A 26,045-nucleotide genomic window follows, 5' to 3' on the forward strand; every position below is an offset into this window, starting at 1 on the left:
GCGGGTGCCCCGCCCGAACTCACTGGACCGGGAAGGTCAGATGACGCGACAGTGGCGCACATGAGTTCTCATGTACACCACATCACGATCGACTGCGCCGACGCCTACGGACTCGCGAAGTTCTGGGCCGGGGTGCTGGGCGCCGAAGTGTCCGACGCGGACGAGCCCGGTGATCCCGAGGCCCTGGTCGAGGCGCCGGGCGCCGCCCTGCTGTTCATCGCCGTGCCCGAACCGAAGAGCACCAAGAACCGTATCCACCTCGACATCCAGCCCGACGACCGCACCCGGGACGAGGAGGTGGAGCGGCTCCTGGCGCTCGGCGCCACGATGTCCGCCGATCACCGCAGGCCTGACGGGCGTGGCTGGGCGACCCTGGCCGATCCGGAGGGCAACGAGTTCTGCGTGGAGTGCGGCGCCGCCGAACGGGCCAGGCTGACCGGGAGCCGGCTCCCGGTCACCGCGGACGACGTCACCCTCGCGGTGCGGCTCGCGGTCGACACCCTCGCGACAGCCGGTGCCGCCGACTGGCGCACCCCGGCGGGCTCGTTGGACTGGGACTGCTGGGAGACCGCGGAACATCTGAGCGACGACCTCTTCGCGTACGCCGTCCAGCTCGCTCCGCGCAAGCCCTCGGTGGAGAGCGAGGTGCCCTACCGCTGGGCCCCCGTGCGCGAGGGCGGCCCCTGGAACGCGGTCCTCCCGGACCCGGAAGCGGGCACCGCCGGCCTGCTCCAGACGCTGGAGGCGAGCGGCGCACTCCTGGCCGCCATGGTCCGTACGACCGCTCCGGAGGTCCGCTCGTACCACGTGTACGGCGTCTCAGACGCGGAGGGCTTCGGCGCGATGGGCATCGTGGAGACGCTGGTGCACACGCACGACATCGCCGAGGGTCTCGGCATCACCTGGTCCCCGCCCCGCGACCTCTGCGACCGGGTACTGGCCAGGCTCTTCCCCGACGCCCCTGCCGACGAGGACCGGTGGACCGTCCTGCTCCGGTCCACCGGCCGCGCCGAGCTGCCGGGCGGTGACCGTGTCACCTCGTGGAAGTGGCACGGCGCGCCGCTCGGCTGAGTCCGCTACCGGTGGGAGAACCAGCTCGCTGCCGGGAGCAGCTTCCCGTTGTAGTCGAACACCGCCTGGTTCTCCCACGCGTTGCCCGATGACGGGTCCGCCGGGTCCCAGCCGCTGCCGGTGACGGCGGTCCAGGAGGGCTCCCAGTAGACGGCGCCCAGACCGCGGCCGTTCGGCACGGCCTCGACGACGTTCATGACGTCCCGGAGGTTGGCGGCCTGGCCGGCCGGGGTCGCCGGGTAGCCGGCCACGAGCTGGTCGGCCGTGGCCACGTTGTTCTCCAGGCCGTCGTCGTCGGCGAGCGTGTGGGCGTAGGCGGTCTCCGCGACGAGAACGGGCTTCCCGTACCGTGCGGCGGCGTCGTCCAGGTTGGTCTGGAGCTCGGCCAGGGAGCCGTGCCAGTACCCGTAGTAGGAGAGCGCGACGACGTCGAACGGCACGCCGCGCGACACCGCGTTGTCGAACCACCAGCGGGTGCCCGCGTTGTCGCCGCCCTTGGCGAGGTGCAGGGCCACCTTCGTACCCGGGGAGACGGCCTTGGCGGCGTGGGCCCCGGAGGTGAGCAGACCGGCCAGCTGGGGCCAGTTGTCGGTGGAGCCCTCGGGCCAGAGCATCCCGGCGTTGGTCTCGTTGCCTATCTGCACCATGTCGGCGGTGGTGCCCTGTGCCTTGAGGGCGTTCAGCACGTCGTACGTGTGGTTGTAGACGTCCGTCCTCAGCTGGGTGTAGCTGTGGCCGGCCCAGGCGGCGGGCTTGATCTGCTTGCCCGGGTCGGCCCAGGCGTCGGAGTAGTGGAAGTCGACGAGGACCTTCATGCCGAGTGCCTTGGCGCGCTTGGCCATGGCCAGGACGTGGGCCTTGTCGTTGTAGCCGTCGGCGGGGTTCACCCACACCTTGAGGCGTACGTAGTTCATCCCGGAGTTCTTCAGGATGCCCATGGCGTTGCCGGCCGCACCGCTCGCGTCGCGGTACACCGCGCCCTTCGCCTCGTTCTTGGGGAGGGTGGAGAGGTCTCCGCCCCTCACGGCGAGACCGGTGGTCCCCTGGGTGAAGGTGATGTCGTCGAAGTTGGCCCACTCCCCCGCGTGCGCGTCGGAGTTGAGACTGAGGGTGCAGGCCCCGCCGGTCACCTTGACGGAGGTGACCAGGCGGATCCAGGCGCCGTCGGCGGTGGGCGGCAGGTCGGTTCGCTGCTCGGCGCTGCCGCAGTTGCGCAGTGCGAGGTACGCGGAGTTCTGCCCGCCGCTGGAGCGGACCCAGGCGCTGAGGGTGTACGTGCCGGCGTTGAGGCCGGAGAGGTACTGGTAGGTCTCCACCTTGTAGGCCGACGAGGACCAGTGGCTGAGCCGGGTGCTGCCGCTGTGGCCGCCCGCCTCGGTGAAGGAGGCGGCGTTCTGGCCGCCCGCCGAGTAGGTGGCCCAGCCGGTGGCTCCGGACTCGAAGCCCGGGTTGGCCGGGGTGGTGGCCGCGTGGGCGGTCGTGGCGGGGAGTGCGGCGAACAGCAGCCCCCCGAGGGCTGCCGCTGCCGCGGCTCTGAGCTTTCCGTGCGACGTTCCGTACATCGTCGATGTCCCTTCGACAGTTGTGCGGTGCGGGTGTGTGGTGCGGGTGGTTCGCCTCAGCCGTCGAGCCGTACGACTCGGACCGCGCCCGCCGGAACGGCGAGGTGGTCCTTGGCGGGCTCTCCGGTGAGGAGTTCGGTGCCGGGGGCGTCGAGCGGCACTTCGGTGTCGCCCTCGGTGTGGTTGATCACGAAGAGGTACGTCCCGCTCTCGCCGGTGCGGCGTACGACCTCGACGTCGTGGGGCAGGCCGGTGCGGGGCACGATCCCGGCGTCCGCGCAGGCCCGGTCGAGGACGGCGTCCAGAGCGGGGCCGGTCAGCCGGGTGGAGACGTACCAGGCGGTTCCCTCGCCCAGGCGGTTGCGGGTGACGGCGGGGCGGCCGGCGGGGATGCCGTCGGCGTACGACCAGACGGTCTCCGCGCCGCGCGGGATCACGACGTCCGACCAGAGGTCACCGGTCAGTTCGGGACCCTCGGGCGCGCCCTCGGGGGTGATGAGCCGGACCGTGCCGCCCTCGCCGAGCGGGGAGAACTCCTCGATGTGGAGGCCGAGGACGTCCCGCAGGACACCCGGGTACGGCCCGGGGTGCACGGCGTCGTTGGTGTCGACGATGCCGGAGAAGTACGAGACGACGAGGGTGCCGCCGCCTTCGACGTAACGGCGCAGATTGCGGCCGGTCTCCTCGGTGGCGAGGTAGAGAGCCGGGACGACGATCAGCGGGTAGCCGGAGAGGTCGGCCTCGGGGTGGGCGAAGTCGACGGTCAGGTGCCGGTCGTAGAGCGAGGCGTAGAACGCGTCGGCGCGCTCGCGGGCGTCGTGCTCGTCGCTGGGGCGCCACTCCAGGGACTGCGCCCACCAGGACTGCCAGTCCCACAGCATCGCGGCGTCCGCGACGGTCCGGGTGCCGCGGATGTCTTCCAGCAGGCCGAGGTCCGCGCCGAGCGCGGTGACCTCGCGCCAGATCCGCGAGTCCGTTCCGGCGTGCGGAACCATCGCCGAGTGGAACTTCTCCGCGCCCCTGCGGGACTGGCGCCACTGGAAGAACATCGCGCCTTCGGAGCCCCGGGCGACGTGGGCGAGGCTGTTGCGGGCCATCTCGCCGGGGCGCTTGGCCGGGTTGCGGGGCTGCCAGTTGACCCCGCTGGTCGAGTGTTCCAGCAGCAGCCAGGGGGCGCCGCCCGCCACCGAGCGGGTGAGGTCGGCGGCCATGGCGAGGTTCACGTGGGTGCGGCGGCCGTCGGTGATCAGGTAGTGGTCGTTGCTGACGAGGTCGACCTCGCGGCCCCAGGCCCAGTAGTCGACGGAGTCGCACTGGCTGAGCGCGGTCATGAAGTTGGTGGTGACGGGGGCGCCGGGGGCGAGGCGGTGGATGATGTCGCGCTCGGCGCAGAAGTTCTCGCGCATGGTGGCGTCGGCGAAGCGGGCGTAGTCCAGCTGCTGGGCCGGGTTGCCGACGGTCGGGGTCGTGCGGGGCGGGTCGATCTCGTCGAGGGAGCGGTAGCGCTGCCCCCAGAAGGCGGTGCCCCAGGCCTCGTTCACGGCTTCGACCGAGCCGTGCCGTTCGGCGAGCCATAGGCGGAAGTGGGCCGCGCACCGGTCGCAGTAGCAGGCGCTGACCGGCACACCGTACTCGTTGTGGACGTGCCACATCGCGAGGGCGGGGTGGCCGGCGTACCGGAGGGCGAGCTGCTCGGTGATGTTCGCCGCCGCCGCGCGGTAGGCGGGTGAGCTGTGGCAGATCGCGCCGCGCGAGCCGAAGGCGTACCGCACGCCGTCGCGGCTGACCGGCAGCGCGTCGGGGTGGGCGCGGTAGAACCAGGCGGGCGGCACGACGGTGGGGGTGCCGAGGTCGACGCGGACACCGTTGGCGTGCAGCAGGTCCAGGAGCCGGTCGAGCCAGCCGAAGTCGTGGACGCCCGGTTCGGGCTCCAGGAGGGCCCAGGAGAAGATCCCGACGCTGACCATCGTCACGCCGGCCTCCCGCATCAGGCGCACGTCCTCCTGCCAGACCTCCTCGGGCCACTGCTCGGGGTTGTAGTCACCGCCGAAGGCCAGCTTGTGCAGGCCGAGCGGGGCGCTCGCGCTGGCGGGGTGCGGCATGGGTGTCTCCTGGGCTCTTTGGTACAACTTCTGGGAACGTGCACACACACTCTCGGTGGCGTAGAGCCAACATAACCGCACAGCAACAACCATTGACAAGTGTCGGTTTGGTTTCTCTACTGTGAACGCTCACAGCGCACGTCGTCGCTGCAGCCCGCTTTCTCGCCAGGGGAGAAATCCATGAAGTACCGCATCGCCGCGGCATCCACGGCCACCGTGCTCGCCGCCACCGCCCTGCTCTCGGGCTGCGGCTCGCCGGACGGTGACGGCCCCAGCTCCTCGGGCCCGGTCGAGCTCACCTACTGGGCCTGGGCGCCCGGTCTGGACAAGGTCGCGGACCTGTGGAACGCGGGCGAGGGCAAGAAGTCCGGCATCACCGTCACGGTGAAGAAGCAGGCATCGGGCGACGACCTGGTCACCAAGATCATCACCGCGGCCAAGGCGCACAAGGCGCCCGACCTGGTCCAGGCCGAGTACCAGGCGCTCCCCACGCTCGTCTCCAACGACGTCCTGGCCGACATATCCAAGGAGGCCGGCGACGCCGAGGACGAGTTCGCCGCTGGTGTCTGGCAGCAGGCGACACTGGGCTCGGACGCCCTGTACGCGATGCCCCAGGACTCGGGCCCGCTGATGTTCTACTACCGCCAGGACCTGTTCAAGCAGTACGGCCTGACCGTCCCCACCACCTGGGACGAGTTCGCCGAGACGGCCCGCGCGCTGAAGGAGAAGGCGCCGGAGAAGGACCTCACCACGTTCTCGTCCAACGACTCCGGTCTCTTCGCCGGCCTCGCCCAGCAGGCGGGCGCCACGTGGTGGACCACCGGCGACGACAAGTGGAAGGTCGCGATCGACGACCCGGCCACCCGGAAGGTCGCCGACTTCTGGGGCGGCCTGGTCAAGGAGGGCGCCATCGACAACCAGCCGATGTACACCCCGGCCTGGAACAAGGCGCTCAACACCGGTAAGCAGGTCGCCTGGGTCAGCGCGGTCTGGGCACCCGGCACCCTGACCACGGCGGCCCCCGACACCCGGGGCAAGTGGGCCATGGCGCCGCTCCCCCAGTGGAAGACCGGCGAGAACGTCACGGGCAGCTGGGGCGGCTCCTCCACCGCCGTCACCAACGACTCCGAGCACAAGGAAGCCGCCGCGACCTTCGCGAAGTGGCTGAACACGGACGCCACCGCGCTCACCGCCCTGGTGAAGGAGAGCGGCATCTACCCGGCCGCCACGGCCGCGCAGACCGGCGGAGCGCTCACCCAGGCCCCCGTCTTCTTCTCCAACCAGCCGGACTTCTACGCCACGGCCGCCGAGATCGCCAAGGGCACCGCCCCCGCCGCCTGGGGCCCGAACGTGAACGTCGCGTACACCGCCTTCAAGGACAACTTCGCGCAGGCCGCGAAGAACAAGTCCGGCTTCGGCCCCGCCCTGACCGCGATGCAGGACGCCACCGTCGCCGACCTCAAGAAGCAGGGCTTCGGAGTCTCCGAGTGACACGCGCACGCCGCAGGACGCCGTACGGGGTCAAGAGCGCCCCGTACGCGTTCCTGATCCCCGCCACCCTGCTCTTCCTGCTCTTCTTCGCCCTGCCCATCGGCTACGCGCTCTACCTCAGCTTCCGCAGGACCGAGGTCTCGGGCCTCGGTCTGGGCAAGGGCGCGCGCACCGAGATCTGGGCGGGCCTCGCCAACTACACCGACGCGCTCACCGACTCGGAGCTGCTGCACGGAGCGCTGCGCATCCTCGGGTACGGCGTGATCGTCGTCCCCGTGATGCTCGGCCTCGCCCTGCTGTTCGCCCTGCTCCTGGACACCGACAAGGTCCGGCTGCGCGGCTTCACCCGGCTGGCGATCTTCCTCCCGTACGCGATTCCGGGCGTCGTCGCCGCGCTGATGTGGGGCTTCCTGTACCTGCCGGACGTCAGCCCGTTCTACTACCTGCTGGACAGGGCGGGACTGCCGCAGCCCGATCTCCTGGACGGCGGGCCCCTGTACTTCGCCCTCGCCAACATCGCGGTCTGGGGCGGCACCGGCTTCAACATGATCGTGATCTACACCTCGCTGCGGGCGATCCCTGCCGAGGTGTTCGAGGCGGCGCGGCTGGACGGCTGCTCGCAGCTGCAGATCGCGCTCCGGATCAAGATTCCGATGGTGGCGCCCTCGCTGGTGCTGACCTTCTTCTTCTCGATCATCGCCACGCTCCAGGTGTTCAGCGAACCGACGACCCTGAAGCCGCTGACCAACTCCCTCTCCACCACGTGGAGTCCGCTGATGAAGGTCTACCAGGACGCCTTCGTCAACAACGACATCTACGCGGCCGCGGCGCAGGCCGTCATCATCGCCTCCGCCACCCTGGCCCTGTCCTTCGGCTTCCTCAGGGCGGCCAACTCCCGTACGAAGCAGGGAGATTCCCGATGAGTGACCTGGCCACCCCGCGCCTGCGCAAGGCGGCGCCCGCCGCCGGAACCACCCCCGGCACCCCCCAGGGTCCGCCGGCCCGGCGCCGTCCCGCCCTCGTCCCGACCGCCGTACTGCTGATCGGAGCCGTCTACTGCCTGCTGCCCGTCGCCTGGATCCTCGTGGCCTCCACGAAGTCCGGCAGCGAGCTCTTCTCCACCTTCACCTTCCTGCCGGGCACCGGCCTCGCCGACAACGTCGCCGATCTGTCGGCGTACCGGGACGGCGTGTACTGGAAGTGGATGGCCAACTCGGCCTTCTACGCCGGACTCGGCGCCCTGCTGTCCACGGCCGTGTCCGCGATCACGGGCTACGCCCTGGCCGTGTACCGCTTCCGCGGGCGCGAGAGCGTCTTCAACATCCTGATGGCCGGGGTGCTGATGCCTCCGGTGATCCTCGCCGTGCCGCAGTACCTGCTGATGGCGAAGGCCGACATGACCGACTCCTACCTCTCGGTCCTGCTGCCGGTCATCCTCTCGCCGTACGGCGTCTACCTCGCCCGCATCTACGCGAGCGCCGCGGTGCCGGCCGACGTGATCGAGGCCGGGCGCATGGACGGCGGCAGCGAATGGCGGATCTTCCGGACCATCGCGCTGCCGATGATGCTGCCGGGCCTGGTGACCGTCTTCCTGTTCCAGTTCGTCGCGGTGTGGAACAACTTCCTGCTGCCGTACATCATGCTCGGCGACGACGAGAAGTTCCCGGTGACACTGGGTCTGTTCACGCTGCTCCAGCAGGGGTCGAACACCCCGGCGCTCTATACGCTGGTGATCACGGGCGCACTGCTGGCGATCATCCCGCTCGTCGCTCTGTTCCTGGTCATCCAGCGCTTCTGGAGCCTCGATCTGCTCTCCGGCGCCGTAAAGTCCTGACAGCTCCTCACCAGGGCTTCACTTGATGAAAGATCATGCACCATGAGCCGCTCAGAACAGCCCGGTCACTCCGGTAGCCCGGGGCAGTCCGCACAGTCCGCCTCGCAGTACGGACCGTACGGACAGTCCGGCACGGGGCGGCGCCGGCCGCCGACGATCCATGACGTGGCACGTGAGGCCGGCCTCTCGCGGGGCACGGTCTCCCGGGTGCTCAACGGTGGGCACAACGTCAGCCCCTCCGCGCTGGAGGCGGTCAACGCCGCGATCCGCAAGACCGGGTACACCGTGAACCGCCATGCCCGCTCGCTGATCACCGGCCGGTCGGACTCGGTGGCGTTCCTGCTGACCGAGCCCCAGGAGCGGTTCTTCGAGGACCCGAATTTCAACGTGCTGCTGCGCGGGTGCACCACCGCGCTGGCCGCGCACGACATCCCGCTGCTGCTGATGATCGCGGGCACGGAGGCGGAGCGCCGCAGGAACATGCGGTACATCGCCGGTCACGTGGACGGCGTCCTGCTGGTCTCCAGCCACTCGGGGGACCCGGTCTCCGCCCAGTTGCACGAGGCGGGGGTACCGCTGGTGGCCTGCGGGAAGCCGCTCGGGCACGGCTCGAAGGTCAGCTACGTGGCGGCGGCCGACCGCGACGGGGCGCGCGACATGGTGCGGTTCCTGTACGAGTCGGGGCGCCGCCGCATCGGTACGGTGTGCGGCCCCCTGGACACCCCGGGCGGAGTGGAGCGGCTCGCGGGCTACCGGGAGATGATCGCCGACTGCGGGCTGCCGGCCGACGACTCGCTGATCGTCCCGGGCGACTACAGCCGGGCCGGCGGCCAGGCCGCCGCCGCGCTGCTCCTGGAGCGCGCCCCCGACGTGGACGCGGTGTTCGTGGCGTCGGACCTGATGGCTCAGGGGGTGCTCGCCGCGATGGAGAAGGCGGGACGGCGCGTGCCGGAGGACGTCGCCGTCGGCGGCTTCGACGACTCCCCCGCCGCGCTCGCCTCCCGCCCGGCCCTGACGACGATCCGGCAGCCGTGGGACCGGATCAGCTCGGAGATGGTACGGGTGCTGCTGGCCCAGATCGGTGGGGAGGATCCGTCGGCGGTGATACTCCCCACGGAACTGGTGCGGCGCGAATCGGCGTAGCCGCCGTACACGCGGCGGGCGCCGACGGGCCTGGCGCTACAGGGGCTGCACCGGTTACGCGTCGAGCGGCGCGTAGTCGGTGTAGCCCTTCGCGTCTCCGCCGAAGAAGGTGGCGGCGTCGGGGGTGTTGAAGGGGCCGCCGGCCTTCAGCCGGGCCGGCAGGTCCGGGTTGGCGAGGAACAGGGCACCGTAGGAGATGATGTCCGCGATCCCGTCGTCGATCACCGTGTGGTCCCCGGGACCGGTGGGGCCCTCGGTCAGCGCGTTGATGACGAAGGTGCCGGTGAACTGCTTGCGCAGCGCGAGCGTCAGTTCACGGATCTCCACACCCTCCAGCACGTGCAGGTACGCGAGCCCGAGCGGCTCGATCTCACGGACCAGCGCGGTGTAGACGGCGTCCGGCGCGGGCTCCTCGATGCCGTTGTACGGGTTGGAGGGCGAGATGCGCAGCGCGGTCCGCTCCGCGCCGATCTCGGCGGCGACGGCCTTGACCACCTCGACGGCGAAGCGGATGCGCGCCTCTTCGGAACCGCCCCAGGCGTCCTCGCGCAGGTTGGTGTTGGGGGCGAGGAACTGGTGGATGAGATAGCCGTTGGCCCCGTGCAGCTCGACGCCGTCGAAGCCGGCCTCCACCGCGTTGCGCGCGGCGGTGACGAAGTCGGCGATCGTGGCACGCACCTCGGCGTCGGTCAGCTCGTGGGGCACCACGAAGTCCTTCGGGCCCTCCTGGGTGTAGACCTGGCCGGGAGCGGCGACCGGGGACGGTCCCACAGGCACCAGCCCGTCGGGCAGCAGCACCGGGTGGCCGATCCGGCCGGTGTGCATGAGCTGGGCGAAGATCCGGCCGCCCGCCGCGTGCACGGAGTCGGTGACCTTGCGCCAGGAGGCGACCTGCTCGGCGCTGTGCAGACCGGGGGTGGCGGGGTAGCCCTGACCCACGACGGAGGGCTGGACCCCCTCGGTGATGATCAGTCCGGCCGAGGCGCGCTGCGTGTAGTACTCGGCGACGAGGTCGGTGGCCGTGCCACCCTCGCCGGCCCGGCTGCGGGTCATCGGGGCCATGGCGATCCGGTTGGCGAGCTGCGTACCGGCGAGGTCGATGGGGTCGAACACGGTGGTCATGAAAAGCTCCCAGGAATATGTGGCCGACCAATATTGGGTCGGCCAAGTAATCGCTCCACCGTCACTGTAGCGCAATGCTTGGCCGACCAAGGTAAAGTTTCCGGCAGGGAGCCGGGAACGACGTGGACCGGTCGGCCCCCACCGCGAGCATCACCCCGAGGAGTCCCGATGAAGGCCGATTCCACAGCCGCCGCAGACCCCGCCTGTACGGAGAGCCTGCTGCCCGTGGCCGCCCGGGGCGGCCCGGTGAGCCATGCCCTCTCGCGGGTGGCACGGCTGCACCGGATCGCGGCGGGCAAGCTGCTCAAGGGGCTCGGCCTCTACCCGGGCCAGGAGCACCTGATGATGCACCTGTGGGACTCCGGGGCCGTACGTCAGTCGGACCTGATCAGGGCCATGGACCTGGACCCGTCGACGGTCACGAAGATGCTCCAGCGCCTGGAGCAGACGGGGTACGTCAGCCGCCGCCCCGACCCGGACGACCGCAGGGCGGTCCTGGTCGAGGCCACGGGCGGCAGCTGCGGCCTGCTGTCGGACGTCCAGGCGGCGTGGGCGAGCCTGGAGGAGCACACGCTCGTGGGGCTGGACCCCGCGGAGCGCGCGGAGCTGGCCCGGCTGCTCGGCAAGGTCGAGGAGAACCTCTGCCAGGAGACGGCCAACTGCCCCGAGAGGCTCTGAGCGGACTCAGCCGCCCAGGGCGTCCAGTGCCCGGTCCACGTCCGCCTCCGTGTTGTAGAGGTGGAAGGAGACCCGCAGATTCCCGGCGCGGTCCGAGACCATGATCCCGTCCTTCGCCAAGTCCGGGGTGCGCGGGCCGAGTCCGGGCACAGCGACGATCGCCGACGTACCGGGCACCGGTTCGTGGCCGAGCGACGCGAGGCCGCCGCGGAAGCGGGCGGCGAGTCCGGTGGCGTGGGCGTACAGGGCGTCGACACCGATCTCCGCCAGAAGCGCGAGGGACCGCTCCGCCCCGTGGTACGCGAGGAACGCGGGCGGTTCGTCGAAGGCACGGGCGGTGGAGGCGAGCCGCTCGACCGGGCCGTACGTGCTGTTCCACCGGTCCTCGGCGGAGACCCAGCCGGCGAAGAGCGGCGGCAGGGTCGCCTGCGCTTCCTCGGTCACGGTGAGGAAGGACGCGCCCCGCGGGCAGAGCAGGTACTTGAATCCGCCGGTGACGGTGTAGTCGTAGGCCCCGGCGTCGAGCGGGAACCAGCCCGCCGACTGGGAGGCGTCGAGAAGCGTCCGGGCGCCGTGCGCGGCGGCGGCCGCCCGGACGGCGTCGAGGTCGGCGACGCGGCCGTCGGCGGACTGGACGGCGGAGAAGGCGACGAGACCCGTCTCGGGCCGCACCGCGGCGGCGAGTTCGTCCAGGGGGACGTACCGCATCCGCAGATCCCCACGGAGTGCGAACGGACTCACCACGGAACTGAACTCGCCCTCAGGGGCCAGGACTTCGGTCCCCGGCTTCAGCGAGGCCGCGACCAGCCCCACGTGGACGGTGACCGACCCGCCGGTGGCGACCCGGTCGGGGCCGACCCCCGCGAGCCCGGCGAACCCGGCCCGGGCCGCGTCCACCGTGTCGAAGCTGCCGGCCCCGCCGAACGTGCCCGCGGCGCTCTGGTCGGCCAGGGCCCTCACGGCCTCCACCGTGCGGCGGGGCAGAAGCCCGCACGTGGACGTGTTGAGGTAGGTGGTCTCCGGTGCGAACTCGGCAGCTGCCGCTTGGCTGAGCGTCGTCGTCTACATACGCCCAGCCTGGGCGCCCCTCAACCCATAGTCAATTGCAAGGAGTTGAGGGGCAGACCCAAGGAGTGCTTATGCATAACGCCGGTGACCGGGCTGCTCAGGCGGAGACTCCGGGCTGCGGAACCTCGCAGGAACCGTCCGCGTCACATGCGGCCGCCTCGTCGCCGAGCGTCGTGAGCGCGGTGACGGGGCGGTCCTTCCACGCCTGCTCGAGCGCCTTGAGGAACACCTCGGAGGGCTGCCCGCCCGAGATCCCGTACCGCCGGTCGAGCACGAAGAACGGCACCCCGTTGGCACCCAGCTCGGCCGCCTCGCGCTCGTCGGCCCGGACGTCGTCCGCGTACGCGCCGGGGTCGGCGAGCACCGCGAGGACCTCGTCCCGGTCGAGCCCCGCCTCGACGCCGAGCTCCACGAGGACGCCGTCGTCGAAGACCGAACGCTCCTCGGCGAAGTTCGCCCGGTAGGCAAGATCCAGCAGCTCGTCCTGACGGCCGCGCGCCTTGGCCAGGTGGAGCAGCCGGTGGATGTCGAAGGTGCTGCCGTGATCGCGCCCCTCGGTCCGGTACGCCAGCCCCTCGGCCTGCGCGTTCCCCGCGACGTTGGCCTCCATGGCCCGCGCCTGCTCACGGGTACGCCCGTACTTCTGCGCCAGCATGTCGATCACCTGCGCGGTGTCGCCCTTGGCCCGCCCCGGGTCGAGCTCGAAGGAACGGTGCACCACCTCGACCTCGTCGCGGTGCGCGAACTCGGCCAGGCCCTTCTCGAAACGGGCCTTCCCGATGTAGCACCAGGGGCAGGCGATGTCGCTCCAGATCTCGACGCGCATGACTCTTCTTCTCTCCAGGATCTCGGCACCATGAATCGGCACCCACGGATGTGCACCCGCGGACGCGCACCACGGAGGCACCCTCCGCTACCCCCGTTCAACATTCAACGGCTCTGGCTGATTCCCCGGCGGGAGAGTGCCTCGCTCGTCCGCCGGAGGGGCGGCGGGGCGCGACGCCGAACCGGCCGGGGAGTGGGAGTGAAGCGGCCCCACCCCCCGACCGGGGATGGGGCCGTATACCGGGCCGGTGCGGGTTAGGGGCCTACGCGAGGTGCCCGTCCACCCGGCGGGGCAGGCCCAGCGGGTTGGACTCGCGGAGCTCCGGGGGCAGCAGGGCGTCCGGGGTCGTCTGGTACGTGACCGGGCGGAGCCACCGCTCGATCGCCGTGGCGCCGACCGAGGTGGACGTCGACGTGGTCGCCGGGTACGGGCCGCCGTGGTGCTGGGCGGGGGCGACGGCCACGCCGGTCGACCAGCCGTTGACCAGGACGCGGCCGGCCAGCGGGGTGAGCGCGGCGAGGAGCCGTGCGGCGCCCTCGTCCGTCTCGTCGGTGGCCGTCTGGAGCGTGGCGGTGAGGTTGCCCGGGAGCCGGGAGAGGACCGCGGTGATCTCGTCCTCGGTCTCGTAGCGTGCGACGACGGTGACCGGGCCGAAGCACTCCTCCAGGAGCGCGTCGTGCGGGCCGTCCCCGGTGAGCCGCTGCGCCGGTACGGTCAGGAAGCCCGGGGCCACCGTGTGCTCGCCGCCCGCGCCCGGGGTGACGGGGGTCGTCACGTCCGGGAGTTCGGACCGTTCCCGTACGCCCGCGACGAAGGCGTCGCGCATGCGCCGGTCGAGCATGACCGCCGACCCGCTGTCGCTGACCGCGTCGGTCAGGGACTTCAGCAGCTGGTCGCCGGACCCGCCGGCCGGCAGGAGGACGAAGCCGGGCTTCGTGCAGAACTGGCCGGCGCCCATGGTCATCGAGCCCGCGAGCCCGGCCCCGATCTGCTCGCCGCGCTCCGCGGCGGCGGCTTCGGTGACGACCACGGGGTTCAGCGAGCCGAGCTCGCCGTGGAACGGGATCGGGGTGGGCCGGGCCGCCGCCGCGTCGAACAGGGCGCGTCCACCGCGGATCGAGCCGGTGAAGCCGGCGGCCGAGACGAGGGGGTGCTTGATCAGGTCGACGCCCGCGTCGAAGCCGTGCACCAGGTTCACCACGTCCTCGGGCAGGCCGTTCCGCACGGCTGCCCGGCGCAGGACGGACGCGCAGAGTTCGGATGTGGCGGGGTGGTCGGGGTGCGCCTTGATGACGACGGGGCAGCCCGCGGCGAGCGCGCTGGCCGTGTCGCCGCCGGGGACGGAGAAGGCGAGCGGGAAGTTGCTGGCCGCGTAGACGGCGACGACGCCGAGCGGGATCTTGTAGCGGCGCAGGTCCGGCCAGGGCGGGGTCCGCGTCCCGTCCTCGTGGTCGATGTGGATGTCGAGGTACGCGCCCTCGTCCACGACCTCCGCGAACGCCCTCAGTTGCGCCGCCGTGCGGGCGAGTTCACCGGTGAGCCGGGCCGGGCCGAGCGCCGTCTCGGCGTCGGCGGCTTCGATGATGTGCTCCCCCGCCTCCGCGAGCAGATCGGCCGCGGTGCGCAGGAACGCGGCGCGCACCGTGCGGTCGGCGAGCGAACCGCGTACGGCGTGGGCAGCCCGGACGGTCCGGTCGACCTCCTCCGCTGTAGCCTCCACCGCAACCTGCTCGCGCTGGTTCCCGGTTCGGGGGTCGACACTCCAGACTGGTGCTGCTGCCACCGTGATTCCTTCCCGCTCCTCTACCGCACAACCAGGAGTTGTTCGGTATTCTGAACAGAGTTCCTGATCGTGAACTTGTTGCGGACTCTATTTCCGGGCGATCAGTGTTGGCAAGAAGTCGCAGGGTTTTGCCGTGAAGGTTGGAAGGGGCGTAGGGCATGTCGGTTGCCGAGTCTGGTGGGGCGCAGGTCAAGTCCGCGGTACGGACGGTTGAGCTGCTCGAATACTTCGCGGGGCGGCCCGGTATGCACGCCCTGGCCTCCGTGCAGGAGGCGGTGGGATACCCCAAGTCCAGCCTCTACATGCTGCTGCGGACGCTGGTGGAACTGGGCTGGGTGGAGACCGACGCCACGGGCACGCGGTACGGGATCGGCGTACGGGCCCTGCTCGTCGGCACGTCCTACATCGACGGGGACGAGGTCGTGGCCGCCGCCCGGCCCACTCTGGACCGGCTCTCCGACGACACCACCGAGACCATCCACCTCGCCCGGCTCGACGGGACGAACGTCGTCTATCTGGCCACCCGGCAGTCCCAGCACTATCTGCGCCCCTTCACCCGCGTCGGCCGCCGGCTGCCCGCCCACTCCACCTCCCTCGGCAAGGCGCTGCTCGCCACCCACAGCGACGAACAGGTCCGCAAGCTGCTCCCCGAGACGCTGCCCGCGCTGACCGAGCACACCATCACCGACCGCGAGAAGCTCATCGACGAGCTGAACGTCATCCGCGAGCAGGGGTACGCGGTGGACCGCGAGGAGAACACCCTCGGACTGCGCTGCTTCGGCATCGCGATCCCCTACCGGACCCCCGCGCGCGACGCGATCAGCTGCTCGGTGCCGGTCGCCCGCCTCACTCCGGGACACGAGCAGATGGTCAAGGACGCCCTCTTCGACGCCCGCGACCGCCTCACCCTCGCCACCCGCAGGCTCTGACGGTGGACGGCGTGGACGTGACGCTGCGCGAGGTGCGGGACGGGGACCTGCCCCTCTTCTTCGCCTTCATGAGTGACCCGGAAGCGAGCCGGGTCGCCGCCTTCACCAGCAAGGACCCCACCGACCGGGCGGCCTTCGACGCCCACTGGGCCCGTATCCGCGCGGCCGACCACATACTGATGCGGACCGTGCTCGCCGACGGAGTCGTGGTGGGCAACACCGGGGTGTACGGACCGCCGGACGACCGGCAGGTCACGTTCTGGATCGACCGGGCCCACTGGGGGCGCGGCCTGGCGACCGCCGCCCTGCGCGCGCTCCTCGGTCTCGTACCGGAGCGTCCGCTGTACGCACGGGCCGCCGCCGACAACCTCGGCTCGGCCGGGGCGCTGCGGAGGTGCGGGTTCGTCGTGACGGGCCGCGACCGCGGCTTCGCCGAGGCGCGGGGCGAGGAGACCGACGAACTGCTGCTCACCCTGGACGCCTGAGGAGCGCCCCGGGGCCACCCCGGGGCGCGCTCTCCCGCGAAGTGGGCGCCGGGTGCGTCGGCTGCGGGGCACGTGAGAAATGGGTGAGAAGGGGCACAGACGGGAACGTCCCGCCCGGCCCCGCTCGTCCCTCCAGCAGATGAACAGGACGATCAAGCGTGCGTCGGTCTTCTGTCTGCTGATGGTTCTCGCCCTGCTGGTGCGGGCGACCTGGGTGCAGGCGTACGAGGGCCGGGCGCTCGCAGACGACGAGCACAACCGGCGGAACACCATCGCGCAGTACGCGCAGCCGCTCGGTGACATCATCGTGGCCGGTTCCCCGGTCACCGGATCGAAGAGGACCAGCGGCGGCGATCTCGAGTACAAACGCACCTACACGCGGGGAGATCTGTACGCGTCCGTCACCGGCTACAGCTCGCAGGCGTACGGCGCGACCCAGCTCGAAGGCATCTACAGCGACGTCCTCGACGGCACCGACGACCGGCTGAAGAACCCGGCCGACATGATCACCGGGAAGCAGACCGCGCCGGGCAGTGTCGTGACGACGATCGACCCGGGCGTCCAGAAGGCCGCATCCGAGGCGCTGGGTGACGACAAGGGCGCCGCCGTGGCGATGGACCCCAGGACCGGCCGGATCCTGGGCATGGTCTCCTCCCCCTCGTACGACCCCTCCGGCATCAGTGGGACAGCGGACGGCGACACCTGGCAGAAGCTGCTGGAGGACAAGGACAAACCGCTGGTCAACCGGGCGCTGCGGCAGCCGCTCGCCCCCGGTTCCACGTTCAAGCTGGTGGTCGCCGCGGCGGCCCTGGAGGACGGGCTGTACAGCTCCGTCGACGAGCCGACGGACAGCCCTGACCCGTACACACTGCCCGGGACCACGACGGTCCTGAAGAACGAGAGCTCCACCGCCCCCTGCGAGAACGCCACCCTGCGCACCGCCCTCAAGTACTCCTGCAACACCGTGTTCGCCAAGATCGCCGCGGACCTCGGCCAGGACAAGGTGAAGGCGATGGCCGACGGTTTCGGCTTCGACAGCAAGGAGCTGGACGTACCGGTACGGGCGTCGGAGAGCGTCTACCCGACCGGTATGGACAAGGCGCAGACGGCCCTGACGGGCATCGGCCAGTTCGAGGTGACCGCCACCCCGATGCAGATGGCCATGGTCTCCGCGGCCCTCGCCAACGGGGGCGAGCTCGCCTCCCCGCACATGGTCTCCCAGGTGACCGACGCGGACGGGAGCGCGCTGCAGGAGTTCGCGGACGGCGACACCGAGCGTGTCGTGTCCGCGTCGACGGCCGAGCAGCTGCGCAGCGCGATGGTCACCGTCGTGGAGGAGGGCACCGGCACGAACGCGCGGATCGCCGGGGCCGAGGTCGGCGGCAAGACGGGCACCGCGCAGAACGGCGTGGACAACAGCAACACCCCGTACGCCTGGTTCACCTCGTACGCGAAGGACAGCTCCTCCGGCAAGGAGGTCGCGGTCGCCGTGGTCGTCGAGGACTCGGGCTCGGCCCGGTCCGAGGTCAGCGGCAACGGTCTCGCGGCGCCGATCGCCCAGAAGATGATGAAGGCCGCGCTCGCCGGCTGAGGCCGGGTGGCGGTGGGGCTCCCCGGACGGGAGGGGCCCGGCGGGGAGCGGCCCCTCGCCGAAGCGCCCGTGGCGGGCGCTGGTACGCTCTCGCCCCGCCTGCTCCCCGCGGGTGCCCGGGCGCGGCAGAGCGGTCGGGTCCTCGCGCCGGGAGGGATTCGACCGCAGAGGGAGGTACCCGTGGGCAGGGCCGTCGACGATGCCGCCGCCGCCGAGTTCCACGTGTTCTTCGAGAGCCACTACGCCGAACTCGCGCGGCTGGCCCACATGCTGACCGGCGAGGCGGACGCCGCCGACGACCTGGCGGCGGACGCGCTCATGGCCCTCTGGCACCGGTGGGACCGGGTGCGGGCCGCCGAGCATCCGGTGGCGTACGCGCGGGGTGTCGTCGCGAATCTGGCGCGTACCCGCATCCGCAGCGCGGTGCGGGAGCGTCGCAGGGTCGCACTGTTCTGGGCGCCGCGTGGTGACGGGGACGGATCCGGGGTCGAGGGCCCCGACGTGTCGGCGGTCGTGGACGTCCAGGAGGCACTGCGCAGGCTGCCGTTCCGCAAGCGGGCGTGCGTGGTGCTCCGGCACGCCTTCGACCTGTCCGAGCGGGACACCTCGCTGGTGCTCGGGATATCGGTCGGCACGGTGAAGAGCCAGACTTCGCGCGGTGTCGCGGAGCTGCAACGCCTGCTCGGGCCGCGGGGGGACGCCGCGCAGATACAGGTGGCCGCCTCGGCGCGGCGCAGCGAAGGAAGGCACTGATGGACGACGAGCTGCGGCAGCGGCTGCAGGACGCGGCACGGGCCCACCACCCGGACAGGGAGCGGATGCTGGCCCGTGTCGAGCGCGGGATGGCGCAAGAGCGCCTGGCGCGCCCGGGACGGGCCTGGCGGCCCTTGCGTGCACCGATGCCGTGGCTGCGGGTCGTGGGCGCGACGGTGGCGGTGTGCGGGGTGCTGGCCGTGGGCGCGCTCACGGTCACCTCGGCGGGCGAAGGCGACGGGGGTGCTCGGCAGGTGGCAGGGCCGGCGCCGGCTCCGACGGCGGATCCCGTCCGCGGCGGCGCGCTGCCCGCCGAGGACGGACCGCTGCGGTCGGACAGTTCGGTGAGCACGAACAGCAACCGCTACTGGGCGCAGAGCCATGTCACGGTGACGACCGGAGAGGCCCTCTCGGCGCTCGTCGTCGAGCTGCGGGTCGCGCAGACGGGCGGGGTGAACTCCACCGGGTCCTGGCGTTCCCTCCCGGTGGAGGACTTCACCGTCTCGGCGCGGGAGACGAACGGCTTCCTGGTCTACCGCTGGACGCTGAAGCAGGGACGGACCGTCCCCGTCGGAACGCACACGTTCGCGGGCCAGTACAACCACGCCGAGGGCGCCAGGTCGGCGCGGCGCGACGACTACACGGTCCGCGCCGGCATGTCGGGCCGGCAGACGGCGGTGGGAGGGAAGTTCACCTCCGCCGCCCGCTGACCCGGAGGGCGCCGGGGGCGCGGCCGGCCGCCCGGCGTCACCCGTCGCCTCAGAGGTGCGGGTGCCAGTCGCCCAGGTAGGTGGCGCGTGTGTGCAGCCTCGCCTCGGCGGAGCTGAGCCGGGGGCGGTTCTCGGGAACCAGGACGCGCGCTCCGGGGCCGGTGTTGGCGTACTCCGCGAAGCGCTGCTCCTGCCAGGGGTATCCGGCCGCCATGTCGGTGTAGGGGGCGGCGGCGTCCGTGCCCGGGCCGATGACCGAGTCGCGTACGACGAGGGACGGCCAAGCGGTGGGGTCGGAACTCGGCACCCACGGCCTGGCCAGCTTGTAGGCCGCGTCCTCCGCGCCGCTGGTGAAGCGGGACCGCACCGCGAGGTAGCCGTGCGGGTTGGCGCGGGCCGTGGAGGGGGCGAAGACCATGCCCTTGGGGGTGAAGTCGACGTCCCGGGCCAGGGTGTGGAAGCGGCAGTGCTCGAAGACGCTGGTCGCGCGCCCGAAGACGAAGTCGACGTCACCCTCGGCGTAGCAGTGCGAGAAGTAGTGCCGGGCGAAGACCGGCAGCGACGTCGTGTCGGAGTACAGGGTGTCCTGGTGTCCGAGGAAGCGGCAGTGGTGGAAGGCCGAGCGGTCGCCCATGACCTTGATGGCCACGGCCTGGGTGCCGGTGATCGTGGGATGGTCGGCGCGCAGCCAGTCGTTGGCGAAGGTGATCCGGTGCGCGGTGAAGTCCGCCGCCCTGACGGTGGTGGTCGCCGATCCGCTGGTCCCGTAGGTGCCGGAGCCGTCGGGCTTGGGGGTACCGGCCGCGTTGTCGTACACGATGACCGTGGCGCGGGGGTCCTCGCTCGCACCGATCAGGGTGAGGCCGGCGCGGGCCTCGGTCACCGAGACGGTCTCGCGGTACACGGCCGGGGCCAGCACGAGGAAGTGGCCGGTGCCGGAGGCGTCGACGGCCGCCTGGACGGTGGTGTGGTCGCCGCGGCCGAGCGGATCGACGTACAGGGTCCGCTCGTTGAGGCGCCTGGACGGCGATCCGTACCGGCCGAAGGCGGCCGGCCCCGTGGCGTACGCCCGGGGGGCGAGGGCGAGTCCGGCGGTGGCGAGGGCTCCCGCGAGAAGGGAGCGACGGGCGAGGGTGGCGTGCGGGGTCATGCGGGAGGTACCTCCGTTGCTGCGCGGGAACAGGAGGGGCCGGGGCGGGCGGAGCGGCAGGACCCGCCCCGGCGTCGTGGGGCGGTCAGCAGACCTTGCCCGCACCGGCCTTCCCGGTGACAAGGCCGGGGAGCGCGCGCGGGTCGTTGACCTTGGTGCGGAGCTCGGGGGTCCAGCCCGCGCCGGACGCCAGCTGCTCGGCCGGGTACTGCGCGTTGTGGACGGCGATCAGGTCGGTGGCGGCGCCGTTGACGTAGTTGCCGGCGGCCGTCAGGGGGGCCTCCTTCCACTTCTTGAGGACCGCGCCCGCCTGCACCGACGGCGGCAGGGAGATGGAGTTCTTCTCCGCGACGAGCTGGGACTCGATGCCGATGCCGAAGGAGTAGCCGTACTTCTGGCCCGCGGTGACGGTGAAGTGGTTGTTGTACGCGTCGACCTTGCCGAAGCGGACGCGGGGGGCGCGCTCGACGACTCCGTCGAAGTGGTTGTGGTGAAGGGTGACGCGCAGCTTGCCCCGGTCGTCGGCGCCCGCGCTGTCGCTGTTGCCGATCATGAGGGTCTTGTCGTGGTCGGTGAGGACGTTCCACGAGGCGGTGACCAGGTCGGCGCCCCGGACGATGTCCAGCAGGCCGTCGTGCTGCTGGTAGATCTCGCCGAAGTAGGTCGGGAGGGTGGAGTCCGGGTAGCGGCCGTCGGTCAGGGTGTTGTGGTCCACCCAGACGTGGTGGGAGCCGTAGACGACGACCGCGTCGTACTCGGAGTTCCAGGCGCCGGTGGGACCGTCGGTCGGGTCCCAGGCGGGGAAGCAGTCCAGCGGGGCCTCGATGGTGAGGTTGCGCAGGATGACGTTCTGCACGCCCTTGATCTGGAGGCTGGCGCCCCTGATCCCGGCGTTCCTGCCCACGCCCACGATGGTCGTGTTCGCGGGGACGAACGCCATGATGCCGAGCTTCTGGTTCTCGGCCGAGGCGGCCCGCAGTTCCTCCTGCTCGCCGGTGAGGGGGTTGTCCAGGCCCCAGACCGCCGGGTCGTAGTCGGCGAGGTACCGGGCGAAGTCGTAGCCGGGTGCCTCGAAGGAGGCGCAGCCCTCGGACGTGGCGTCGATGACGCCCTTGACCTTGATGATCGAGGGGGCGTCGGCGGCGGCGGTGAGCGCGGCCTTGAACCCGGCCCAGGTGGTGACGGTGAAGACGTGGCCGGCGTCGGCCGCCGAGCCGCCGGTGGTGCCGGGGCCCTCGGAGGCCCAGCCGTCCTGCGCGGCGAGGGTCTGGCGGGCGGGGTCGCTCCGGTGGTGGTCCGCCTGGGCGGTCCCGGTGGCGGCGAGGACGAGGGCGGTGCAGCCGACCAGTGTGGTCATGACGCGCCCATGACATGTTGGGGTTCTCATCGTGCGGCTCTCCTTCGTGCGGTTCAGGCTTGGGGCCAGGTGATCCAGGACTCGGGGATCTCGTCGTCGAGGCGGCGCACCTCTCGCGGGGCGAGTGCGCGGTGCTCCAGCAGCCCGGTCGCGACGAGGCGGGCCACGGCGATCGCGCCCGGCGGGTTGAAGTGGGTGTTGTCCTGCTCGGTCGCGGTCCAGTTGAAGTACGTCTTGGTCGCCTCGGCGCCGAGCTGCTGCCAGAGGGCGATCGACCGTGCCTGGATGTCGACCAGCGCCACGTCCTCCTCCTCGGCCAGCGCCCGCATCGCCGCCGGGTACTCCCCGTGGGTGGGCACGGCCGTGCCGCTCGTGTCGAACTTCCTGCGCTCGACGGAGGTGGCGAGGACGGGCAGCGCGCCACGGGCCCGCGCACCGTCGATGTACTGGCGCAGGTGTTCCTGGTACGTCGACCAGGGCTCCGTGTAGCGGGCCGGGTCGGCGCTCTTCGCGTCGTTGTGCCCGAACTGGATGAGTACGAGGTCGCCCTCGGCGACGCCCTCCAGGAGCACGGCGAGGCGGCCCTCGTCGATGAAGCTCTTCGAACTGCGGCCGTTCACGGCGTGGTTGGCGATGCCGACGCCATGACCGAGGAAGAAGGGCAGCGCCATGCCCCAGCCGGTCTCGGGTGCGGCGTCGGCGTACTTCTGGGCGGCCGTGGAGTCGCCCGCGATGTGCAGGGTCCGAGGTCTCGGCCGGCCGCCGCCGCTTCCGGCGAAGGCGGGGGTTGCGGCGAAGGCCAGGGGCAGCGCGAGCAGTGCGGCTGCCGTCCTTCTGCGGGTGAGGGACACGGGGGACTGCCTCCCTGGGCGGTGGTGGTGCTGGGTGGAGCGGGACCGGCGGCGGGGCGCGACCCGTACCGCCGCCGGTCCCGGTCAGGGGAGCGGGGCCGGCCTGGTCAGCCGTTGCCCAGCTCGATCCACTCCTTCTGGGCGGCGTTCAGCTCTTCGGCGATCTTGTCGAGGAACTGCTTGGCCGTGACCTTGCCGAGGAGCAGCTTCTGGAACTCCGGCTCGTTGTCGGCCTTGCTGATGTTGTTCCAGTCGGGCAGGTAGTACGGCAGCTGCACGATCGAGGTGGAGCCGTCCGTCAGGGCCTTGGCCCCGAGCGCGGTCGGCTCGGACGCGGCGATCCACGGGTCCTTCGCCGCCTCGGTGTTGGCGGGGATGGCACCGGCCGACTCGTTCCACTTGCTGTTGGCCTCGTGCGAGGCCGCGAACTCGATGAACTTCCAGGCCGCCGTCTTGTTCTTGCTCGCGCGGAACATGCCGAGCCCGTCGACGGGGTTGGAGACCTGGACCCGCTGGCCGCCGTCACTCAGCGGGTTGGGGATGCCGGCGAACTTGTCGGGACCGAGGGCCTTCAGGTGGTCCTGGTAGGAGCCGAGGTTGTGGCTGAGCATCCCGATGCTGCCGGTGTCCCACTGGGCGACCATCTTGGTGAAGTCGTTGTTGACGTCGGCGGACGGCGTCGTCTTCTTGAAGAGGCCGGCGTACTTCTCCAGCGCGGCGACGTTCTTCGGGTCGTTGAGCGTCGTCTTGTCGCCGTTCCAGAACTCCGTGATGCCGGACTGGCCGTACGAGGCGTCGATGGCCTGGGCGATGGAGCCCGCGCCGCCGCGGATGGTGTATCCGAACTTGTTGTTCTTGGAGTCGGTCAGCTTCTCCGCGGCCTCGTAGAACTTCGCCCAGGTGGTGGGCGCCTCAAGGTTGGCGGCCTTGAACAGGTCGGTGCGGTACCAGAGGGTGCCGTTGTTCGCGGAGGTCGGCACCGTGTACATGTCCTCGCCACGGCCGCCCGCGACCTTGACGCTCGCGACCATGGACTCGACCAGCTTGCCGTCCAGCGCCGATCCCTTGATGCGGTCCTGAACGGGCTCCAGCGCCTCCTGCGAGACGATGTTGGACAGGTACGCGGTGCCGACGCCGCCGACGTCCGGCAGCCCGCCGCCCGCGATCGCGGTGTCGTACTTGGACTGGACGTCCGCGATCGGGATCGGGACGTACTTGACCTTGATGTCCGGGTTCTTCTTCTCGAAGTCCTTGATGATCTCGGTCCAGATGGCCGTGCGCGGGCCGCCGTTGTTGTCCCAGAACGTGATCTCGCCCTTGCCGCTGCCCTCTTTGCCGGAGCTGCTGCCGTCGTCGCCGCAGGCCGTGGCCGTCAGCGCGAGCACTGCCGTGAGGGAGACCGCTGCCGCGGTACGCCCCCGGTACGTCTTCGAGATGTTCATGGTCGGCTCTTCTCTCTCGGTTCGGTCGCTGTGCTGTATAGCGGGGGGATTTCGGGAAGGGAGTTCAGTGCTGCGTACTGCGGTGGGGGGTCCAACCGTCCTCGCCCGCGAGGTAGTCGGCCACGTCGTGGTGTGCGGCGTCCCGCGCCGGCATCTGGGGGCGGTCCGCGGTGACGGCGGCGCCGGGGCCGTACGTCCGGTACTCGCTGAACCGCGCCTCCTGCCAGGGGAAGCCGCTCATGCCGGTCCAGGGACTCGCCTTGACTGCGGCCGGCAGCAGGGTCTCGCGGACGAGGACCTGGCCGATCGCGTCGGGGTTGCCGCCCGGGTGCCAGGGCCTGCCGAGGTGGAAGGAGTCCGCGGGGGCGTCGCTGATGATCCGGCTGCGGGTGATCAGGAAGCCGTACGGGTTGCCCTTCCAGGTCGAAGGGGCCGTGATGTAGCCGTTGTTCGTCTCCGAACCCCGGCTGAGCGCCTTGATCACGGAGCGTTCGACGACGGTGGTGGCGCGCCCGTAGATGAAGTCGACGTCGCCCTCGATGTAGGAGTCCCGGATGTGGACGCGGGCCTTCTGGGTGAGGGTCGGGGTGTCGGTCATCAGGGTGTCCTGGTTGCCCAGGAAGCCGGTGTCCGTGAAGGTCAGCCGGTCGCCCGTGGTCTTCACGGCGAGCGCCTGCTCGCCGTTCAGCTCGACGGCCGCCTCGTCGAAGTCGTTGGAGAAGGTCAGGTTGCGGGCACTGAAGTCGTGCCCTTCCACGACGAGGGTCGCACTGCCCCAGGAGCCCTGGGTGGTGCCGTCGGGCTTCAGCTCACCTGCCGGGGTGTCGAACACGACGAGGGTGTCGTCGCGGTGCTTTCCGGTGCCGACGAGGGAGACGTAGGGCTGATTCTTACCGACCCTGACGTGTTCGCGATAGGTGCCGGGAGCAAGTCGCACCGTGATCCGCCCGTCGTTGCCGGCGGGCACCGCGTCGACGGCCGCCTGCACGGTCGGGTAGTGCGCCGGTACGCGCAGCACGGTGTCGGTGCCGATGCCCCTCTGCGGCCCGGAGTAGCGGGTGACCAGCTTCGGGACGTCGGCTGCGCGGTCCAGGGTGTACGGGTAGAAGTCACGCGGCGTGAAGGCGGCGCCCCAGGCGTCGGTGCGGCCCGTGGTGTCCTTCAGGATCGAGCCGCGCTGGACCAGTTCGGCGGTGGCGTCGGCCTGATAGGGGTGCTGGACGCCCTCGTAGTAGCTGTTCTCGATGACCATCTTCGTGCCGCCGCGCGCCCAGTTGCCGTACGTCCACAGCGGGTCCCCGTCCGCGACCTGCGCGGAGAGGTAGTTGTTGTAGAGGTGCGCGTAGGCGCAGTTGTCGGCGGACGGGTTGCGCTGCTTGGTGCCGCTGAACCAGTTGTGGTCGATCGTGATCTGCGTCCTGACGTTCGGGGTCCAGCCGATGCCGAGCGCCTTGTTGTGGTTGTCGAAGTGGTTGTAGGAGACGGTGACGTACTCGCTGTCCTTGCGGATGTCGAGCAGGCCGTCGCCCATGTGCGTGAGGCGGTTGTGGTCGATCCAGACGTGGTCGACGGAGTCCATCTGGATGGCGTCGAAGTCGGTCGTCTTGCCGTCCCAGTCACCTTCGACATAGGAGTCGCGGATGGTGAGGTTGCGGATGATGACGTTGCTGGTGCCGGGGTTGAGATGGAGCTCGCCGTGCACGATCTCCGCGGTGTCGCCCACGCCGACGATGGTCTTGTCCGAGGTCACGTCGATGTCGCCGCCGAAGGGCTCGACCGCGAGCGAGCCCGCGACCCGGATGATGTAGGGCCCTTCGGCCCCCGCGTACCTCGCCAGGTCCGCCTGGGTGGAGACGGTGACGACCTTGCCGCCGAGTCCCCCGGTGGTCCCGCCGGCCAGTGACGCGAAACCGTGCGGGGTGTCGGACCAGACGCGGTGGCCCGCGGGGTCCGGCGCGGCGGTACCGGCCGCGGCGGCCTGACCCGGCGCGCTCGGTACGAGGAGGGCCGCGCCGAGGGCGAGTGCCGTGGTGAGCGTTCTGACGTGGGTGCGCTTGGTACGGAGGTGCATCGTTGCGGCTCCCATACAGGCGGGTT

General features: G+C 71.0%; 22 protein-coding genes. 11 read left to right on the forward strand and 11 right to left on the reverse strand.

Annotation, left to right across the window (positions count from 1 at the left end; all coding sequences use genetic code 11):
• The first annotated feature begins 60 nt into the window (after nt 1-60).
• Nucleotides 61-1,071, forward strand: coding sequence for a VOC family protein (locus AB0C82_RS17530; protein ID WP_362842294.1), 1,011 nt, complete (start codon nt 61-63; stop codon nt 1,069-1,071).
• A 5-nt stretch (nt 1,072-1,076) separates the two neighbouring features.
• Here the strand turns inward: AB0C82_RS17530 and AB0C82_RS17535 are convergent, their stop codons facing one another.
• Together AB0C82_RS17535 and AB0C82_RS17540 are read right to left on the reverse strand one after the other, a co-directional pair.
• Nucleotides 1,077-2,633, reverse strand: coding sequence for an arabinogalactan endo-1,4-beta-galactosidase (locus AB0C82_RS17535; protein WP_362842297.1), 1,557 nt, complete (start codon nt 2,631-2,633; stop codon nt 1,077-1,079).
• A gap of 56 nt (nt 2,634-2,689) precedes the next feature.
• Nucleotides 2,690-4,735, reverse strand: a complete 2,046-nt coding sequence (locus tag AB0C82_RS17540) for a beta-galactosidase (RefSeq protein WP_362842299.1) — start codon at nt 4,733-4,735, stop codon at nt 2,690-2,692.
• Nucleotides 4,736-4,915: 180 nt separating this feature from the next.
• Between AB0C82_RS17540 and AB0C82_RS17545 the strand changes: the two genes are divergently transcribed.
• From AB0C82_RS17545 to AB0C82_RS17560, 4 genes are all read left to right on the forward strand, one after another.
• Nucleotides 4,916-6,226, forward strand: coding sequence for an extracellular solute-binding protein (locus tag AB0C82_RS17545; RefSeq protein ID WP_362842301.1), 1,311 nt, complete (start codon nt 4,916-4,918; stop codon nt 6,224-6,226).
• A complete protein-coding gene (locus tag AB0C82_RS17550) occupies nt 6,223-7,149 on the forward strand; it encodes a sugar ABC transporter permease (protein WP_362842303.1) in 927 nt (308 codons plus the stop codon). The genes AB0C82_RS17545 and AB0C82_RS17550 overlap by 4 nt, the downstream gene beginning before the upstream one ends.
• Entirely contained in the window at nt 7,146-8,060 is a 915-nt protein-coding gene (locus AB0C82_RS17555) for a carbohydrate ABC transporter permease (RefSeq protein ID WP_362842306.1), read from the forward strand. Before AB0C82_RS17550 ends, AB0C82_RS17555 begins: the two co-directional genes overlap by 4 nt.
• A gap of 165 nt (nt 8,061-8,225) precedes the next feature.
• Entirely contained in the window at nt 8,226-9,203 is a 978-nt protein-coding gene (locus AB0C82_RS17560; protein ID WP_362842309.1) for a LacI family DNA-binding transcriptional regulator, read from the forward strand.
• A 54-nt stretch (nt 9,204-9,257) separates the two neighbouring features.
• On the opposite strand, the gene AB0C82_RS17565 is transcribed toward AB0C82_RS17560, so the two are convergent.
• The gene (locus AB0C82_RS17565) at nt 9,258-10,325 is read right to left on the reverse strand and encodes an alkene reductase (RefSeq protein WP_362842311.1); all 1,068 of its coding nucleotides are present in this window, start codon (nt 10,323-10,325) and stop codon (nt 9,258-9,260) included.
• A 168-nt stretch (nt 10,326-10,493) separates the two neighbouring features.
• On the opposite strand from AB0C82_RS17565, the gene AB0C82_RS17570 reads away from it, so the two are divergent.
• Nucleotides 10,494-11,003 (forward strand): MarR family winged helix-turn-helix transcriptional regulator, encoded by a 510-nt coding sequence (locus tag AB0C82_RS17570; protein ID WP_362842314.1) that lies wholly within the window; start codon nt 10,494-10,496, stop codon nt 11,001-11,003.
• A 6-nt stretch (nt 11,004-11,009) separates the two neighbouring features.
• On the opposite strand, the gene AB0C82_RS17575 is transcribed toward AB0C82_RS17570, so the two are convergent.
• From AB0C82_RS17575 to AB0C82_RS17585, 3 genes are all read right to left on the reverse strand, one after another.
• Complete coding sequence (locus AB0C82_RS17575; RefSeq protein ID WP_362843145.1) at nt 11,010-11,987, reverse strand: aminotransferase class V-fold PLP-dependent enzyme; 978 nt, start codon at nt 11,985-11,987, stop codon at nt 11,010-11,012.
• A 181-nt stretch (nt 11,988-12,168) separates the two neighbouring features.
• Nucleotides 12,169-12,897: a DsbA family oxidoreductase gene (locus AB0C82_RS17580; RefSeq protein ID WP_362842317.1), complete on the reverse strand. Its 729-nt coding sequence runs from the start codon at nt 12,895-12,897 to the stop codon at nt 12,169-12,171.
• Nucleotides 12,898-13,159: 262 nt separating this feature from the next.
• Nucleotides 13,160-14,680, reverse strand: coding sequence for an aldehyde dehydrogenase (NADP(+)) (locus AB0C82_RS17585; RefSeq protein WP_362842320.1), 1,521 nt, complete (start codon nt 14,678-14,680; stop codon nt 13,160-13,162).
• A gap of 158 nt (nt 14,681-14,838) precedes the next feature.
• On the opposite strand from AB0C82_RS17585, the gene AB0C82_RS17590 reads away from it, so the two are divergent.
• The 5 genes from AB0C82_RS17590 to AB0C82_RS17610 all read left to right on the forward strand — a co-directional run bounded on the left by AB0C82_RS17590 (nt 14,839) and on the right by AB0C82_RS17610 (nt 19,148).
• Nucleotides 14,839-15,609, forward strand: a complete 771-nt coding sequence (locus tag AB0C82_RS17590) for an IclR family transcriptional regulator (protein WP_362842322.1) — start codon at nt 14,839-14,841, stop codon at nt 15,607-15,609.
• Nucleotides 15,610-15,620: 11 nt separating this feature from the next.
• Nucleotides 15,621-16,094, forward strand: a complete 474-nt coding sequence (locus AB0C82_RS17595) for a GNAT family N-acetyltransferase (protein WP_362843148.1) — start codon at nt 15,621-15,623, stop codon at nt 16,092-16,094.
• A gap of 139 nt (nt 16,095-16,233) precedes the next feature.
• Complete coding sequence (locus AB0C82_RS17600) at nt 16,234-17,685, forward strand: penicillin-binding transpeptidase domain-containing protein (protein WP_362842325.1); 1,452 nt, start codon at nt 16,234-16,236, stop codon at nt 17,683-17,685.
• 180 nt (nt 17,686-17,865) lie between these two features.
• Nucleotides 17,866-18,438 (forward strand): SigE family RNA polymerase sigma factor, encoded by a 573-nt coding sequence (locus AB0C82_RS17605; protein ID WP_362842328.1) that lies wholly within the window; start codon nt 17,866-17,868, stop codon nt 18,436-18,438.
• Nucleotides 18,438-19,148 carry a hypothetical protein gene (locus AB0C82_RS17610; RefSeq protein ID WP_362842330.1) on the forward strand — a complete coding sequence of 237 codons (711 nt, stop codon included), beginning with the start codon at nt 18,438-18,440 and terminating at the stop codon, nt 19,146-19,148. Before AB0C82_RS17605 ends, AB0C82_RS17610 begins: the two co-directional genes overlap by 1 nt.
• 49 nt (nt 19,149-19,197) lie before the next feature.
• Here the strand turns inward: AB0C82_RS17610 and AB0C82_RS17615 are convergent, their stop codons facing one another.
• The 5 genes from AB0C82_RS17615 to AB0C82_RS17635 form a co-directional block, all read right to left on the reverse strand.
• A complete protein-coding gene (locus tag AB0C82_RS17615; protein WP_362842333.1) occupies nt 19,198-20,298 on the reverse strand; it encodes a pectinesterase family protein in 1,101 nt (366 codons plus the stop codon).
• An 85-nt stretch (nt 20,299-20,383) separates the two neighbouring features.
• Nucleotides 20,384-21,655, reverse strand: a complete 1,272-nt coding sequence (locus tag AB0C82_RS17620; RefSeq protein WP_362842336.1) for a polysaccharide lyase family 1 protein — start codon at nt 21,653-21,655, stop codon at nt 20,384-20,386.
• A gap of 53 nt (nt 21,656-21,708) precedes the next feature.
• Entirely contained in the window at nt 21,709-22,506 is a 798-nt protein-coding gene (locus tag AB0C82_RS17625; RefSeq protein WP_362842339.1) for a rhamnogalacturonan acetylesterase, read from the reverse strand.
• 107 nt (nt 22,507-22,613) lie between these two features.
• Nucleotides 22,614-23,948: a sugar ABC transporter substrate-binding protein gene (locus tag AB0C82_RS17630; RefSeq protein WP_362842340.1), complete on the reverse strand. Its 1,335-nt coding sequence runs from the start codon at nt 23,946-23,948 to the stop codon at nt 22,614-22,616.
• Nucleotides 23,949-24,012: 64 nt separating this feature from the next.
• Nucleotides 24,013-26,019 (reverse strand): pectinesterase family protein, encoded by a 2,007-nt coding sequence (locus AB0C82_RS17635; RefSeq protein ID WP_362842341.1) that lies wholly within the window; start codon nt 26,017-26,019, stop codon nt 24,013-24,015.
• Nucleotides 26,020-26,045 lie beyond the last annotated feature (26 nt).

The sequence above is a fragment of the Streptomyces sp. NPDC048560 genome (genome assembly GCF_040650955.1).
Lineage (GTDB): Bacteria > Actinomycetota > Actinomycetes > Streptomycetales > Streptomycetaceae > Streptomyces.